11 protein-coding genes and 1 pseudogene are annotated in these 17,667 nt (G+C 41.1%); 2 read left to right on the forward strand and 10 right to left on the reverse strand.

Features of this window, described 5'->3' with window-relative positions; all coding sequences use genetic code 11:
• Positions 1-18: 18 nt before the first annotated feature.
• Positions 19-1,623 carry a tetratricopeptide repeat protein gene (locus Psch_RS12905; protein WP_190240579.1) on the reverse strand — a complete coding sequence of 535 codons (1,605 nt, stop codon included), beginning with the start codon at positions 1,621-1,623 and terminating at the stop codon, positions 19-21.
• Positions 1,624-1,834: 211 nt separating this feature from the next.
• Between Psch_RS12905 and Psch_RS12910 the strand changes: the two genes are divergently transcribed.
• Both Psch_RS12910 and Psch_RS12915 read left to right on the forward strand, forming a co-directional pair.
• Positions 1,835-2,701 carry a tyrosine-type recombinase/integrase gene (locus Psch_RS12910; protein WP_190240580.1) on the forward strand — a complete coding sequence of 289 codons (867 nt, stop codon included), beginning with the start codon at positions 1,835-1,837 and terminating at the stop codon, positions 2,699-2,701.
• Positions 2,694-3,845 (forward strand): IS91 family transposase, encoded by a 1,152-nt coding sequence (locus Psch_RS12915; RefSeq protein ID WP_190240581.1) that lies wholly within the window; start codon positions 2,694-2,696, stop codon positions 3,843-3,845. The genes Psch_RS12910 and Psch_RS12915 overlap by 8 nt, the downstream gene beginning before the upstream one ends.
• 438 nt (positions 3,846-4,283) lie before the next feature.
• Here the strand turns inward: Psch_RS12915 and Psch_RS12920 are convergent, their stop codons facing one another.
• The 9 genes and pseudogenes from Psch_RS12920 to Psch_RS12965 form a co-directional block, all read right to left on the reverse strand.
• On the reverse strand, positions 4,284-6,458 hold the full coding sequence (locus Psch_RS12920) for a DEAD/DEAH box helicase (protein ID WP_190240582.1): 2,175 nt from the start codon (positions 6,456-6,458) through the stop codon (positions 4,284-4,286).
• Positions 6,455-7,774 (reverse strand): ATP-binding protein, encoded by a 1,320-nt coding sequence (locus Psch_RS12925; protein ID WP_190240583.1) that lies wholly within the window; start codon positions 7,772-7,774, stop codon positions 6,455-6,457. The genes Psch_RS12920 and Psch_RS12925 overlap by 4 nt, the downstream gene beginning before the upstream one ends.
• Before the next feature lie 2 nt (positions 7,775-7,776).
• Positions 7,777-11,352, reverse strand: a complete 3,576-nt coding sequence (locus tag Psch_RS12930) for a TerB N-terminal domain-containing protein (protein ID WP_190240584.1) — start codon at positions 11,350-11,352, stop codon at positions 7,777-7,779.
• 166 nt (positions 11,353-11,518) lie between these two features.
• Positions 11,519-12,376, reverse strand: coding sequence for an AAA family ATPase (locus tag Psch_RS12935; protein WP_190240585.1), 858 nt, complete (start codon positions 12,374-12,376; stop codon positions 11,519-11,521).
• A gap of 132 nt (positions 12,377-12,508) precedes the next feature.
• Complete coding sequence (locus Psch_RS12940; protein WP_190240586.1) at positions 12,509-13,399, reverse strand: hypothetical protein; 891 nt, start codon at positions 13,397-13,399, stop codon at positions 12,509-12,511.
• 60 nt (positions 13,400-13,459) lie between these two features.
• Positions 13,460-13,957: pseudogene (locus Psch_RS21210) on the reverse strand (transposase).
• Positions 13,958-14,065: 108 nt separating this feature from the next.
• Entirely contained in the window at positions 14,066-14,533 is a 468-nt protein-coding gene (locus Psch_RS12955; protein ID WP_190240588.1) for a helix-turn-helix domain-containing protein, read from the reverse strand.
• A gap of 85 nt (positions 14,534-14,618) precedes the next feature.
• A complete protein-coding gene (locus Psch_RS12960) occupies positions 14,619-16,328 on the reverse strand; it encodes an ATP-binding protein (protein WP_190240589.1) in 1,710 nt (569 codons plus the stop codon).
• A gap of 13 nt (positions 16,329-16,341) precedes the next feature.
• Positions 16,342-17,367 carry an SIR2 family protein gene (locus tag Psch_RS12965; protein ID WP_190240590.1) on the reverse strand — a complete coding sequence of 342 codons (1,026 nt, stop codon included), beginning with the start codon at positions 17,365-17,367 and terminating at the stop codon, positions 16,342-16,344.
• Between the last annotated feature and the right edge of the window lie 300 nt (positions 17,368-17,667).

Here is a 17,667-nt window from a genome sequence, read left to right on the forward strand (position 1 = left end):
TACTATCTCTTATCTCTTTTACAAACTATCTTTTCCCTTCTTGCTGGGAACCTGAGGTTTTATATGTATAATTATTACGTTTACATGATATCTACCCACAGTTTTAATATAACTATTAATATGTTTTTTAGCCTTTCCTGATTTTGTAGGGTCAAAAATAACATAAAATACACCTAATAAATTTTCATCATCTTCTCCTATAATATATTCTTCTAGCTCTTCTAGGCCTTGAATATAATAATCCTGCCCTCGCCAAATTTTAGTTTCATATAAAAATCGACCATTCTTAGTAAAAGATAGTAAATCCGACCTCCCACCTCGAACTAAAACTTCCCTATAACTCCTAGATGTTAAAAAAGTTTGTAAAAGGGCTCGTGCAATATTTTCCTGAGGTTTGCCATTAACATATATATCAGCATATGTTTGGCGTTCAACCAAAGATTTAAATTCCTGAATCTCTTTCATAGAAACATTAATTGGGTCTTTATCCCATCCCAACATACTTCGAGACAGCTTTAAATCAACATCGCAAAAATCCAAAACCAAACCATTACAAAAAAGTGATATTTTACTCCAGACAGTATTTCTATATTCTTCTATCAATTTCTTGCTAAACACTCTGTCTGCATGCTCACTTAAATTTGCACATTGATTATTAACAAAATTGAGAATAGAAATTAAATCACTCCCCAATTTATTAAAGTAGTTAGCAGATAAATACATAATAGCCTGTTGTGGGGAGGTATCTTGATTATAAGGTGTCTTAGGATCAGCTATAAATACAAGATTATTTACAAAACTAGTCATGAACCATCCCAACATGTCTAATAACCTTACGTTAACAGAATCCTGACGTCTTTCAGATGATTGTGCTAATTCCAACAAACATTTAAATTTGTTTAAAGCAACATCAGGTGAAAGCTCCGTATTTGTTCCTATTTCCTCTAATAAAAGCATTACTTCTTTACATAATTGGAAGAGAGGCTTAACATAGTGGTTTATCCCATTTACAAAATTATTTAAACCAAGATTTGAAAATACCCATATTGCTTGCTGTAAGGATTCTTCAGCACTTTTCCATTTCTTATTTGCAAAATTTCTTCTATAAGTTGAAACTATGCGCATTCCCTGTAATACTTGCGTCATAGAGATCAAATTTTGATCTACTCGCTTAGGTTCGTATAATTTTTCCATTATTTCTGGAAGTAATGTTTCTATTTCATCAAATAGTATAGATGCATCGCCTTCAAACCCATATGCTATAATGTTGCACAAATTCATAAAGTGCGAAATGAACTCTTCTACGTCTTCCGAAAGGATTAGGGCATTCTTTAATACGGGAATAAGATCTTGTTTATCAGCACCCATACGGATTAGTAATACTGCAAAATTATTATGTACGCGTGACAGATCAGGATAGTTTTGCAGTAAATATTCAAATAAGATATATGATCCGTTATAATCTGCATTATTCATTAAGGACAATGCTAAATTATGTACCCAAAGAGGGTTTTTGGAGTCGTGCTTAATAACTAATTTCCATTGTTCAATTTCCTTCTCGAAGTCACCTGCATTATAGTACCCAATCGCTTTGTCAACTAAGCTCTCAAGTTCTGGTTTCATGTTTACCTCACATCATTCAGATTTGCTCCGGGGTACTTGTTTAAATAACTATATAATTAACTTCCGCTAATAGACATAGCACTAAACCGCTGTCGCGGTGGTTCCAATATTCCCAAATCGGCTTTTCCCGAACTGATCTGTAAAGATTCAGTTTTTTTTATTGGTCTCCTTTACAATATAGCTACTTTATTTTAAAGGAGATGTTTGTACCATGACTAAAGAAGAAGTTTTAGCCAAGCTTAAATTCGACGTAGAACTTAGGGGTTTAAGCAAGTCCACTCAGGATGAGTATCTTACAAAAGCTAAACTATTTCAGGATCACTTTGATAAACCTGCAACCGAGCTTGGTATTGAAGATGTTAGAAAGTTTCTTCATTATCTCACTACAGTTAAGAAGCTTGCTCCTGAATCGGTAAATACCTACAATAGCGGTCTCCGCTTTTTGTATGGTGTAACTTTGAATGCCAGCTTAAACCATAGGCAAATCCCTCGCCACCGTAAACCACACAAACTGCCTGACATCCTTACCAAAGAAGAGATACAAACCCTTTTTAACGCCTGCAATAACTTGCGAGATAAATGCATCCTTATGACTCTATATGGTGCTGGGCTACGTCTAAGTGAAGTGGCCTCCCTAAAAGTTTCAGATATTCAAAGCGATAAAATGCAGTTATTTATCCGCAACGCTAAAGGAAGTAAAGATCGATATGCTATACTTTCTCAAGCCAACCTTGAGATACTCAGAGCTTACTGGAAAGCTTACCGCCCTAAAGAATGGCTTTTCTACAGCAGAAATCATACCGGCACACATATAACACCTAGAGCTGTACAAAATCTATTTCGCAAATATATAAATAAGGCTAAAATCACTAAAAACGTTACGGTCCATACGCTAAGGCATAGTTTCGCTACCCACCTGCTGGAATCCGGCACTAGTATTTATCATATTAAGCAACTGCTCGGTCACTCAAATATCAATACGACCTGTGTTTACTTGCATTTGGTTAAAATTGAATCTCTCAACGCAACAAGTCCCCTTGATCAAATGACTACTCAATCGGAAAAAGCTAATGGTTGAAGTTCAAGATATCTTCCTGAAGTACGGCAATAACTATCGTACCAATCACAAGCTTACTCTTGTACAGCATAAAGCGATGTCAGCCATTCAAAAATGCAGAACGTCAAAGTTAGGCGGCCACAAGGAGGTTTGTGACAATTGTGGTCATACTCGAATTTCATACAATTCTTGCCGTAATAGACACTGCCCTAAATGCCAAGCTTTTGCCAAAGAACGCTGGATTGATAACCAGAAAAGAAATCTGCTCGATATCGGTTACTTTCATGTGGTATTTACCATCCCGGATACTCTCAACTCAATCATCTACCAAAATCAAAAAGTTATATATACCCTTTTGTTTAAGGCCGTTGCTGAAACTCTTGCCGAATTAGCATCTGATAAGAAATATCTTGGGGCAAAGATTGGCTTCTCTTCTGTTCTCCATACCTGGGGACAAAACCTCATGCACCACCCCCATATTCACTGTATTGTACCCGGCGGTGGATTATCCTCTATTGGAAAATGGGTGAATAGTAGAAAGAAATTCTTCATCCCGGTAAAAGTCCTCTCACGTAAATTTAGGGGCAAATTCCTATATTACCTTAAACAACTCTATACCCAAAACAAACTTGAATTCCAAGGCAGTCAGACCTATCTTGCCGACAATAAGGAATTTGAAAAGCTTCTATCCTCACTCTATGGCAAAGATTGGATTGTTTACTGCAAACCACCGTTTAAAAATGCTGCTTGTGTTGTTGAATACCTGGGTCGATATACTCACAGAGTGGCTATATCCAATAATCGCATCGTTAGCATTAATAATGATACCGTTACCTTCAAATGGCGGGACTACAAGGATGACAATAAGCATAAGGTGATGACGCTTTCCGCCGATGAGTTTATCCGTAGATTTCTTATTCATATCCTACCGAGTGGCTTTATGAAAATCAGACACTACGGCTTGCTGGGCAATCGTAACAAGACAACCAAACTGAAGATTTGCATACAGCTTACCCATACGCCTCTTTTAACTCAAGAAAAAGCATCTACACTTCAACTCATCCAGAAGCTTACTGGAATAGATTTATCTAAATGCCCTATCTGCGGATCGGAAAAACTCAAACGGTTTATGTGCTTGGGTAAATCTCCCCCTATCAGTATCTAAATTGAATGTATTTAAGAAATTGCCCTGTCATGGGGAGGGGGAATCTATATCTATTTCACCAAGATTTAACGCTGCTCTGATACATTTTGTTACAGAGTTTCCCTTTAAGTCATATAAATTAGACGGGAGATAAGATATTCAATCCCCATAGCGAGACCACCCATCAACCGCGGTTTCGTGCAATGTAATTATCCAAAGTTAGGTAAGTAGTAGTATCTCCACCAGAACCTGCTTCTAATTTACTCAAACTCTGATTCGGGTTTGAGCTTTTTTACGCCTAACTTCGGATAATTTGCTAGACAATATGCTAATTTGTAAATAATAAGACGCTACCTCAATGCCAATTTTTTAGATATTTTATAACGATAAATATTGCATGTATATGATAAGGACTAATGAATGCATGTTTCTTAGCAATGCCATATGTCTTGGCTTAGCTCAATAATTGATATGATTGAAAAATTCCAAGTCTAATCCATCGATAACAAATGCTTTGCGCAATAAATCTGGAGATACAAATTCATCGTATTTTCCCAGGAACGGGGCTTCCGCTTCATCAAGCAATTTCAAAGGATCAATTGTTTGTTCAGCAAGCCGTTCAAGTTCCCGTTTCAAATCTTCGGCGCTGCATTGTCCTGCAACTGTCAGATAATAAGGCTCAGTAGGTAGTATTGTACGCATACGTAGTGGTTCTTTCAGTATAAATTTAAGCACCCGGACCAACGTGCGGAATTGCCTGCTGCCAATCCAAGGCAGAATAAAAAGTGAATCCCCCCCGGCGTTTACCACAATATTCTTCAGCAAACCTGTTTCATATGCGAGCCTTCTGGCTTTTTCCAGTCGCTTGACGGCATTGGGCCGCAGGTAAGAATAGATTTCTTTGCTATGCAAAATATCCCGCATTTTTGCCACGACCCTTGTATCGAGATCTCCTCCAGCGCCCAGCCACAAAGTGTCAGAGCGCCCGCGGACAGGTTCGACGTATACCGCCTTATGCCTGCTGTCCACCTCAATGACTCGCCAGGAACGTCCGGCAAGCGTCAGTGCATAACCCGGCGGCGGTACTGTCGTAATGCTGCCGATTTCTTCGGTGCCGGAATAAACAGCATGTTCTTCTTCGTCTTTGAATACTGCGTAAAAACGAAAATTATTAACGACTTTTTCTCCAGTCAGGCCTATAATTAATCCACCATCATCAACACGTTGTATGTGATCGGTTTGTAGTAAATACCGCAGGAATGTTTTGTAATCCTCAGGAGCGATCTCTCGGAAAGCTGGCAAAGCCAGTACTTTAAATGCAAGATCTCTTGGCGTAGCTTCGCCCATTGCTTTAAGAATGCTCATCGTCTGGTGATATAGCAATCCCATGGGTTGACGGCGCAACGTAAAGGGTTCTATCCAACGATCTTTCGTGTAAAGTTCTATTACCGAAATGGCACGCAGCAGCGTCCATGGAATACGTGAAGGGAGTGGCGCGCTTTCATCTTCCTCCTCAGGACAGACAAACAGCATTTCTGAGGGTTGTCCGCGTCTTCCTGACCGTCCCAGACGTTGTACAAAGCTGGAGCAGCTATACGGCGCGCCTACCTGCATTACCCGCTCAAGATTTCCCAGATCGATGCCCAGTTCCAATGTCAGCGTGGCCGCAGCCACGGCAGGCCCCGGTCCTTCGCGCAATGCCGCCTCCGCCTCTTCACGCAGCATGGCGGAGATGCTGCCATGATGGACATAAAAAACATCGCGTTCGCACCGGCGGGCGGCAACGGTTCGCATTTCCCTCGTCACTTCTTCCGCGTCCGTCCGGCTGTTTGTAAATATCAGTGCTTTTTTAGTATGTGTGGCATCGTAAATATACTCGTAGAATGTGGCCCGTGCTTGGGCAAGTTGTTCGGCCTGTTCGGTATCACGGGCATCCGGCATAGAAAAATGCTCAACCGCAAGACGCAATCTGCTGCCGCCTGAGGGATTGGAAACCGCTACACCGCGCGATGTTCCTGCACTAAGCCATTTCTTTGCTGTTTCATAGTCGCTCAACGTTGCAGAAAGACCGATACGGCGTGGCATACAACAGGCCATGCTTTCTATGCGGGCAAGCTGACATAAAAGCTGCGTTCCGCGATCTTGTCCCATGAATGCGTGCACTTCATCAACAACTATAAACCGCAAATCACCGAACAGCTGTGGAATTGCATTGGGCCGGTTCATCAACAATCCCTCTAACGATTCCGGTGTAATCTGCAACACGCCGGAAGGCCGCCGCAAAAGCTTCGCTTTTTCATTCTGGGATACGTCACCATGCCAGTGCCATACGGGAATCTGCGCTTCGCGCAAAAGGTCGTTTAACCGCTCGAACTGGTCGTTAATCAAAGCTTTAAGCGGCCCGATATATAGGATACCAACACTGCGGGATGGATGCTCATAAAGCTGAGTCAGCGCAGGGAAAAGTGCCGCCTCCGTTTTGCCACTGGCTGTAGCTGATGCTATCAACAAATGGTCTTCGGTATCCATCAACACCTGACAGGCATCGACTTGCACACTTCGCAGCTCTGTCCAGTTATTCCGATAGATATATTCCTGAATAAACGGCGCCAAGCGGTAAAAAGGGTTACTCATAGTTCGAACTCCGTCAGGAAGTCGCTTACCTGGTCCGGATCATCTTTTGCTGCCTCCACCTTATGTCCTTCCATAAGCTGTTCAAATGTTTTATCGGGGTTCTGATACAATATGTCCTGTATATCCATAAAGTCACGAATAACCTCTCGTGGTGTCAGCAGTTTCTCCGCCCCCATTCTCCCAACGGCACTCTCCATGAATACCACAAGCTGTTCATCGGTAATTGGACTTTCATGATGATAGTGGGTGCTGTATAGAGCACGCAGCTTTTGCAGAAGCAGAAGGATTTCCTCGTTAGAGAGCATTTCGAGCTTGAGTGCCGGCGCAGCCAAATTTCGCAATCCATTTCCGGAAAAGCGCCCCTCCATCAATCGGGAGCGCAATGCTTCATAGCTGTATAATCCACGTCGTTCATCCTCGACAAACTGAGGCGTACCGCCCATGAAAATAGCCAAATGTGATGCTTTCCCCTGCATGGTATCATTAAACATCATAAGCAATTTTTCATAGTTTGCTGTGCGGGCAACGGAATTCGTGATTTTATAAAGGTTGACGCCTTCGTCAATAAAAAGAATCAATCCCTTATAACCTAAATTTGTTATAAACTCCGCCCAGAGCTTTATGTAATCATACCAGCTGCTATCATCTATAATCACGCCGACACCCAGCGCATTGCGCGCTTCGGTCTTAGTCGTAAATTCACCCCGCATCCAGCGCATTGCAGCCTGTTTTTTCTCATCGTCAGAAAGCTTATAGCCGCGCCAATAGGTTGCAAGTACTGATGAAAAGTCAAAGCCGTGCACCATGCTTTCTAATTCGCCCGCCGCCTCAAGAATGCGCTCTTCCACAGACTGTACCAGAACATCCTCGGGCGGCCGGCTGCCTTGCTCGTGAATGATCCGCTGCTGCAGCGAAGAAATCCATTTTTGCAGAATAACTTCCAGGGCGCCGCCATCAGGACGCGTACGTGTTGCAAGGTTGGTCATCAGCTCTCGATAGGTTGCAAGGCCCTGACCTTTTGTACCAACCAGACGCCGCTCGGGAGATAGATCTGCATCTGCAACGATAAAATCACGATCCATGGCATAATTGCGAATGGTTTGCAGCATGAAGCTTTTACCACTGCCATAGCGTCCGACAATTAGCCGAAACGCTGCGCCGCCTTCCGCGGTATTATCCAGGTCCCGCAGCAAGGCTTCGATCTCATATTTCCTTCCGACAGTGATATATTCAAGCCCCACCCGGGGTACAACCCCGGAGGTCAGCGAATTTACCAAAGCGGTTGATATCCTTTTAGGAATTTTCATCTGGTTCATAATCATTCATCCTCCACAGAAAATAATCTTTTGACCGGCTCAAAATACTCTTCGAGAACAGCTCCATCCTCAATCAGGAGATCTCCAACGGTTTCTATAGCTGCTTCATTAATGCTGTCTAATACTGGTTCTACCATAGTCTCCGCCTTTTCTGCTATGCTTTGCAGATCCTGCCGGCTTGCGCCTCGCACCATAGCATATAGCGTATCAAGCTGGCAAGGTGAGAGTTTCTGGCATAGTTCCCGCCATTCAGCATCAAGCCCATCCGCGTTCCATACAGCATGTACTTGTGCTTCCTGTGCTGGATATGTCCGTAGAAATTCAAGCTCATCCCGATAGTCCTCGTCGATGAGATGCAACTGACTTTCTTGAACAATCAATAAACTTCCAAGTATGCGCAGCGCCTTTTCATTGATTTGGTCGACGACTTCTTCTGTCATACAACTTGGCATGATGGCCTGCAGTGCGCTGCTTGTCATCTCCCAACCATGTTTTGACAGCGTATTAATAAGCAGGCATTCGCTCTCATCCAATTGTGAGAGCAGTTCTGCAACAACTGCAAGGTCTGTCAACAATCCGTCAGGTGTGTCATCAGGGCGTACGGGTATTGATGTAACCATTGTATCTTCCGGCATAGCTTTTATTAAATCAGGCGCGTGTGCGTCCATTTGCTCTTCTGTGTTCTCTATCATCAGCATGCGCTGTGTTTCCTCGGCCTCTGCCGCTGCACGAGCCAGTTTGTTAGCGTCTATGGTGATTTTTTCCTGTACCTCTCGCTTTTTAAAAAACTCACGCTCCATGTATGCATCAATCAATTTGCATAAGTCTTCTTCCAGATCAATGCCGCGCAGCTTACTTGAAAAATCTTTGATTTCACGCAGCTTGTTTTCCGTATGGCGTATGACTTGTGCCAGAAAATCCCTTAACGGCGAATGTGTGCTTAGGGGTATGGCGTTTATCTTTATCGTACGCGGCTCTCCCGCATACAAAGCGCTTTGGAACAGGTATCGCTCACGTTGCACATAACCGGGGTTGAACATTTCTACAATACGGCGTCCTTGTTTTTTTTCCAAAAAGGCATCGACCAGTGCAACGGCTTTAGGAATATACTCATCGCATAAAGAGGCATGCACACTTTGATAAAACTTACTGCGTGTAATATCATAATTGGCGGCCTGCGACAGCAAGGGTAGGTCGATACGAAGGGGCCTTTCTCCAAATTTCATTAGCAGTAAATTATCCAAAGTATTTTGACCAACCGGACAGCCGCACATATTGGAAATTTCGTCTGCAGGAACTTCAAGATCATGTGCCAGGATAAAATCGTTTACCCATGCCGCTAAATACCTGTCCAGTTTAGGAAACAATGCCCGGTACGCGCGCCAAACATTCATTAGCTTTTGATAGCCTTCAAGAGGCGATTCACAACCCACAAGGTTAATCAATTCATAAACGTACAAAAAAATATAAGACAAGTCCGTATTCGGATATTCACCGCATCGTACCCTCGCGCGCCAGTAAAAATACCACTGTGATTGGGTAGAGGTCATGCTTTCGTATGTTGGCCAATAGGTCATAAACGGAGTAAATCTTGCCTGCTTCACCGTCTTGGTTGAGAAATTTTGAGCCTGCTCCACAAAATACTGTTCTCCTGTCCGGAAGCTTATGTTTATTTGGGGCCGAAACCCAATGTTCGTGGTTAGTTCAGTTCGTTGTGGAATGGGGACGCCCTTATTGGGTGCTGGCTCACCTTGCAGCTGAATCTCGGCAAAGGTTTGCTGAGTTTTTAATGCTACTTGCTTAAACACATACGGCTTGGGCAAATGGGGCAAAGGCTTAAATGGATTGATAATCAGGCAGTCCGTTACGGACCACCTTGTGATGCCCAGTAATTCATGCTGAACAAGCTGCGTTTGATACCTCTTCATATATTCCATATCTGCATACAGGGCAATACGTATCCTGGCCTTGAGTTTTTCAAGAGACGCAAAAATCTTTGTGCTGTTACTCTTAGTCATGATGTCTGGTTCTATCAAAACAAGGATATCGAATTTTAGGGATGGCGGCACCTCGTTTTTGGTTATGGAATTGGTTGTTGCAATAATAATTAAGCTTGATTGGACTGGCGCAGAAGAATCCTTTTTGCTCCCATCCAGCCAGAGTGGTGACAGTGGTTGAAGGCCGGTGTATATTTCATCCAGGCGCTGCTTCTTTCCAACAATGAGCAGCCGTAATTGCGGCGATTTGCTGGATAGCTCATGTATAAGCTCCAGTAGAGCATTTATATGTTTCACACCGCTGCCATTCAGTCCGCCACTCAGTCCCCATTCAGCAAGAAAACGCAAATGGCTATATGCGCGGGTCTTCCCTGATTGCTCACGAATCAGGCTGTCAGTTATCATGCGTTTCCAAGGCCCCGACAGGCGGTCACCGCCACAAGACAGTAATTCCTCGGCGCTGAGTGTAAACGGTTTTTCAATAGAACAGCCGTCAGCAAGTCTGCCCATCCGGCCCAGTCCCAGTTTCTCAAGTAATTCAATACTAAACCAGCCGTCGTCCGTCTGTACAAATTTATTGTCCGGCAAAATCGCCCGAGAGAGTTGCGCGGCGGAAAAACGTTTTCCTCCTGCCCAAACTTCAGCACGCGCATAGGCCTTACCAATACCATTGTGTTGTTCAGAGTAGGCATTCAGCAAAAGTTCACCATTTTCGTAGACAGTATGGAGCTCCAGCAGGCGTTGTATTTCTCCTTTAAGAAATGATTTCCATGTGCTAAAAGCTGCCATTACAAGCTTTGGAATATCATCCCCCGTAAGCACGACGCTATCTCCCTGCGCAAATATGCGCTCTACCAACGCATCATACTGTTTGGGCCGCAGTGTATTTCCGTCCCACACATAATCTTGGGCACCATAAACCGGCCGCAATTCACCGGTGTGCATTTCACGCTGCAAGGCAACGTGGTCCTTAGTCACATCTTTTATAGAGATCCATAAATATGGAGCGCGATCATAGCTGTAGGGACACTCCACACGAATGCCGCTGTTTATGAGGGCCGGCACACCCTTTGATAGAAGTTCGACAAGCTGATGGCCTACTACAGGATCATGCAGTGACTGAGAGACAGCATCCCCTACTGCCACATGCCACATGGTATCTCCGGATAGAAACCAACCGTTTTCTGCTAACACAGTTACGCCTTCTGGAGGTGCACAGAAAACTCCCCCTTCCCTCTCTGAGAAGGAAAGTATAAAGCTGGAGGGTATATCTACCTGTTTAATTGCTTCTGAAAGCGCATCACATCGGTAAATCGCATGTTTTTCGCCAACAGCTTTTGTCAAATGGAAAAGCCATGCACGTACCGCCTCAACGTCTTGCGGTTTTATTTGCATAGCTCCATTCACATCTTTAACGCTTATGGGAAAATGCAGGCGACTAAACCTTGACAGTGCTTCCCCGATGGGATAGGGTTTGCCCTTTATTCCAGCACGCAGTGTAAACATTGCAGTATTGTTGCTATAGCTCAATTCAAAGATAATAGGTTTTTGTGCAAAAAGACTAGATATAAATGATAACATGGCCTGCTCCAAATGGGAGTTATTTCATCTTATTATATCAGTAAATAAGCAGCAAAATTGAAGGAGTTTAAAACCAGAGAACCATCAAAAGTTCAGCGTTTATGAATAAACGGAATATTTGTTTACCAACAAACTACCATTATGCCCATAATCTACCTCCATACTATCAAAACTCGTTTTCATGTTTTTTGAAAAAGTCATAATATATACGTACATTTTCCAATTCTGTCCACCGTTTCACATCAACCGGGCTTTTATCAAGATCATATATTTTAGCTCCACGCATGGCAAGCAGAAACGGAGAATGCGTGGAGATAATAAACTGACAGCCAAAAAACCGTGCAGAGTCCTCAATAAACTTCATTAACTCCATCTGACGCATTGGCGAAAGACTGTTTTCAGGCTCATCCAATATATAAAGACCATTTTCACCTATTTTTTCAGTGAAATATAGAAATGCACTTTCCCCATTCGAATATTCCCGCACATTATCAATCAATTCATTTCTTACAAAACGGGACTGCGTTTTAAATCTGGCATTATTTACTTTTTTAAGTTGCTCGTAATCTGCTATAGATTTCATCTGAAAACTAGAATATTTTGCATCCAAATATTCTTCAAAAAGCTTTTCCCGTTTTTGGTCAATTCCTTCATTTAAGTTACGGATATTCAACATATAGTCAAATACATCATCACTGGTAATTATTCTGCTATTTTCAGGGATACTGGCTTTAAGGTGCATCTCACACATATTAACATAGTCAGGAAAAAAATTAGATTTATTATAAATAGAGTCACGACTGATTCCTGTTTTTTCTGCTATAATATTTAATGCAGTTGATTTACCTGAACCATTTCCGCCATATAAAATCGTTACTGGCTCAAAATCAATTCTTTCAAGACCATGTTCTGATAATATCTTAAATGGATAAAAAGAGTCATAGCACGTTCTTTTTACCTTTTTTATGAAAAAGTCAAATTCCATATCCCCATTGGGAAATGTAAAAAGATTTAAATAAACCATTCTTTTCTCCTAAAGTATAGCATTATATAAACAATAAGAAATTCACTTGTGTTTGTTCATATACCCATTATTATCTTATTCGAAATGTTTTGGAGGTGATTGAAACCGGTATTATATACTAATAAGGGCTTATTACATGATAGCTTCATATACGAATCTTGAAGGTGAGATTTCAGCTCCATCTAAAAAACGTGGAAATTCAGCACCTTCATAAAGACCAAATTCATCACTAAAATGTTCTAGTTCAATAACAAACGGTACTGGTCCAGGATACTCAAATGTTTCTTTTAGCCTAACCTTATCAACATAGTCAATTAAATACTGGTTAGTTATCGGATGTTTCCGGCAGTTTACTAAGTAAAAGTTATCTCTAACAAACTGAAAATATTTTATTTTATTAGAGATTTTTTTATGATATTTAATGAAGGCTGATTCCACGATTTCTGACAGCAAGCTAGCTAGCTGAAAACATGGCTTCAAACAGTCAGGTAAAACGATATCTGGCTTGATATTATCTTTATGCTCATAAAGAAAATGATTTGGAGGCATATGATAAGAGTAATATTCTCTAAGATACTTCAAGATTGAAAATACTTCACAAACACTTTCATCAATAATTTGTGGTCTACCAGAACAGAAGGTTGAATTAAATACATTCACTAATTTTGAATGAGTTATCTCAGATAAATTATCAAGGCTTTCATTTGGAAGCATATATACACAAGCAAGGAATGCATGAAATAGAGAGTAGTAGCTAAGAAAGTAAAAAGATGCCCAACAACGTGACTCTTTGGCAACTAAAGATTCTTGATACATTGCAGATGAAGAAAATACCTCTTTAAGTGACTTATGAACCCTTATATTCCACAAGAAGCTTTCTTCTGGAGGATGTTTTTTAAAATAATCAGCATATTTATTTTTCCATGAATCAATATATTTTTTCTGCTCTTTAGAATCAGAAACTCTTTGATTTAATGAGCTAAAATTGGAATAACTATATTCCGTGTAATTTTCGAATGCCAACTTAATCTCCTTCTTAATTCCGTAGTTTAGGCATTTGTCAAGTCAAATGTTGTTTTTCGCTCAGTCAACACCCTTTTGACTCCTGTTTCTTGCAGTTTCCCAGACTGCCAGTTCAAGGCGGAGAGAATCAATTGAAGAAATTCGGCGTTCGAGGCACTGTTTGGGCATTACGCTTAACTCTATTTCAGCTATATTGAGCCAGCTTCCATGCTTTGGCGTGTAATGGATCTCAAGGCGTTTAGCAAGGCCTCTGGCTACATCCGGTGTAAATGCTTCATAAAGCGATGCCGTGGTATGAGTGTTTATCCATCACTAGCCGGATCTATTTTGCATTGGATAATGAACCTCAAGCAGTTCCCGGACCTGATTTGCCCAGTCAATCCGAGTTCTTCTTTCAGAGACCGTTACATGCCTCCAGTCTGCCAATGGTTCTGTGAAGACAAAGATGCTGCAGGTTCCGTTGCGGACATATTCACCGTCCTGACACTCAGGCCTTCCGGCCTTCATCGGGATCGGGGTTCTGGCCTCACCAAGGAGCTGGTACGGCTTTTCGTCCATGCAGACGACCGGATATAGTCTGCAATATTGCTCTGCTGGTACAGATCCAAAACATCTTCCATACAGGCGATGAAGGCGGCGTTCTGTTCAGGCGGAATACACCAACATTTACGGAGATGTGGTTTCAGTTCGTTTTTTTAAAAGCCGTCCAACGGTCACATAAGAGATGCTGTCAATGTACTGTAATTCAACCGCTTTATCCGTCAGCAACCTTAGAGTCCATCTGGATCGTCCCGATGGGGGCGAACTGCAGCTCAATGCGATGATCTTTGCTTCCACTTCACCGGTAATCTTTGGTTCAACGGGTGGCGTCTCGCGTTTCTTTCTGCCGAGCGCAACCTGCAGCCCATGTTCCGAGTACTGACTTCGAATGGTATGAACGGTCTGCGGGTGAACATGAAACAACGCTGCTATTTCAACTTCGCTCTTTCGCCCGCCCGTGCCGTTCTCATCAGCTGCCAACAGAATATTGGCATGCATGATGGTTTTTGCCGAGGCGGAACCCCTGGAAACGATCTTGAGCAGGGTCTTCCGCTCCTCATCAGAAAGACGGACATGGTATCTTATTTTTGGCAAGGCATACCCCTCCCTCCTGGGAAGAGTATAATAAGTTTTATCATAGTTTAAGATTTAACAACTACTAGGAGTAACAACTTATATTTTATCTTGATTGTTTTCTAAGTGCTTCAATTGCACCTGATATCACATCTATTGTAGAATCACGCTGCCATTCATCCCAGAAATCAACCGTTGCACTGTTAGGTTCATAAAATGGTTTTGAAATCTTAATTCTACTTGGAAGTAATGAGGCATCACCAACAACTAAGGCTTCACCTATATCAAGAATTGGTAATAGTTCCGCATATCCACCAAGACTATCTGGTAGGAGTCTTTTAATAACTGCCTGGTCTTCTGCATTTGTTAACCGCATTGCAACAAAGTTATTGCTTTGACTTAAAATAGTTCGGTTAACTTCTGCTGGACGCTGGCTGATAACAACTAACCCTATTCCGTATTTACGACCTTCTTTTGCTATTCGTTCAAAGTTTTGAAGACCTGCATCTTCTAAAGAACTTCTCGTTTTTTCTGGAAGATATAAATGTGCTTCATCACAAAAAATTGCTATAGGATGTCGATTTTCTTTACTGATCCATTGCTGAATAGAAAAAACAAGTCGTCCAACTAAGCTAACCATTAAAGAAAGAACATCAGAAGGCACTTCAGAAAAATCAATTATCTTAACGCCTTTATTTAGTTGTAGACTGCTAGAATGCATCAAGACTTTGCTAAGATGCTCCATATATTCATAAGCCAGTACTTCCTTACTTTCATTAAATAGGAAATTAAGCCGTTTATCACTTTTTTTTGATTCTAAACGCTGAATAAAACGTGTTAATTTGCCATGCATCGGTCCTTGTTTTTCCGTTTTAGCACCGGGAACCATTTCTGTATCCAATCTATTAAACTCAACAAGTATTTCTGATAATTTGTAAGGGACAGGACTATCGATAGTAAAAATTCCGGCAATATCTTTTTTACCAAGACTTTCAAGATTTTTACGTTTTTGTTCTAAAACTGCATTTGAAAAAGCCATTGCTTGATTGGGAGCATTGTTATCACTTCTATCGAGCATCAAAGATATCATTTCTTCATAGGTCAATAACCAATAAGGTAGAAATAATATTCCGTCTTTACTTTTGTCATTCGGCCCTGCAATTTTTACATGCTGAAAACCGCTACCATTAAGAGGTGCATACTCACCATGGATGTCAAAAACAATTACATTTGCCGATGGAAGTTTAGCTACTTGTTCAAGAAGCTTTGCTACTGTCCATGATTTCCCTGAGCCCGTACTCCCAACTATAACAGCATGGCGTTGAAAGAACTTATTTCCATCAAGCCATGCTTCCGCATTTTCATCAAGAGCATAGTGACCTAAAGAGAGCGGACTTTTTCCTTCTATCGCAATTTGAGTAATAGCCTTCATAAAGCTTGTTAATCTATCGCCATGTAGCATGAAACAATCAGCATCTATTTCAGGGACGGTTTCAAGAGTTCTTTTGAATACATTTGGTTTTGTTCCAAATTTATCGAGATGAGTTCCTATGAGTGTTGCTTTAACAACATTTTCAATAATGTACATTGGTTTATTATCATCATCAACTGACTCAAAAGAGTTCCGCATTATTTTATTTACTAAAGCGATAAGATGTTGACCGACTTTAGAGCTTTGAACAACAACAAGGTGATTAACCTGCATCCTTTTTAGTTTTTCTTCATTTTCAATTTTAATTACAATATTTGCAGTGTCGACGTTTTCAACAACGCCGATTCTCTCGGGAGAATCTTTTTCAAAGTCAAAAATAGACATAAGATTACCTCCTTTATTCGAGCCATAATCTGTAGAACAAATCTAAGCGCCAATAGTCTTCGGGAAAGGCTTCAGTTTCCGATTTACTATAGTGAACAATTGTTCCACCACCGCTTAGTTCGGATATAATTAGACAATTGCTGTTGTCAGCTTGTATAAATAAATCTTTGATTTTAGGAGTAAGTTCTTTAGTTACTATAACAAGGGGCTTATTCTTATTTCTGTTTTCATCAATAATGATAGGCTGAATATGCTCATCGTTAAATCCATATCCAATGCAAAGATACGATGTAGAGCTACGCAATGCTTTATCGGCTTCAGCTATAACGGTCCTAAAAGGATCCTTATGCGTTTCTTTATACTTTCCATTCCCTGGGGTTACAATCATCGGCAAATAAATATCTGAGAAATCAGCATAATCAAGAAATTGTGTTGCCAAGATATTTTGGTTTGATTTATGTTTAAACCAGTCTACTGAGCCATGAACCTTGTACAGGTTTACTGTTCTTTTCACAAAGGTTGATTGTATATTTCCGAAGTTTTTAATGTAGTTACCGGAGAACCCTGTTTCTACTGCCCCTTGAGCAAAGTCAATAGAATACTCTACAAGTCTATCGTAATTAGTAGTGATAATATTTGTAACTCCGGCTCTCTGGATAAACTTCTTAATAATCATTGTAAGGGCTGGATATTTTCCATGTCTAATAAAATCCAAAAAGGCTTCACGATCCTTTTTACTAATACATGACCAAACCGTTGCTATTATTGAAGTATGTATTTCATCTTTCAGCATGATATTATCTAAAGCTAATTCTAGGTTATTTGTGTTATTAAGCTCAGCAACAAATGCTTTCCAGCTATCTTCTTCTTGGTATTTCGTTTCGAGCTGATTAACGATTTCTGTCGCCAAATCTTTCATTGATGGTAGGCCATAGGGAATTGACCCACCGCTACCAATTAATAACGCGGGGCATCCATCCAATCTCTGTTGAATGCTGGTAGCAAATTTTTCAAGTTTTTCATCTATTGTCAGTTTCAAACTTGCGCCCACCCTCTCTCGACAGCCAGAACTTTATGGAACACCAATTTCCCTTTATTACAGTCATACATATTCTCTGGTTTCTGTCTATCTAGTGCTCAGTACGAAATTGCCCTTTATATAAAATTACATTTCTTCTATTTTGAGTCACTAACGTTGCATTAATAAATGTCGATATTGTCAACATCTAAATTTGCTCAAAATCAGTCAATTTCCAGGAATATCATGGCATGTCAATGAAAAACTCCTTATAATAGAGGTATAGCAGGTAATCCTGTCCATAGTCTCTAAATAAGGAGC

The sequence above is a fragment of the Pelotomaculum schinkii genome (genome assembly GCF_004369205.1).
Lineage (GTDB): Bacteria > Bacillota > Desulfotomaculia > Desulfotomaculales > Pelotomaculaceae > Pelotomaculum_C > Pelotomaculum_C schinkii.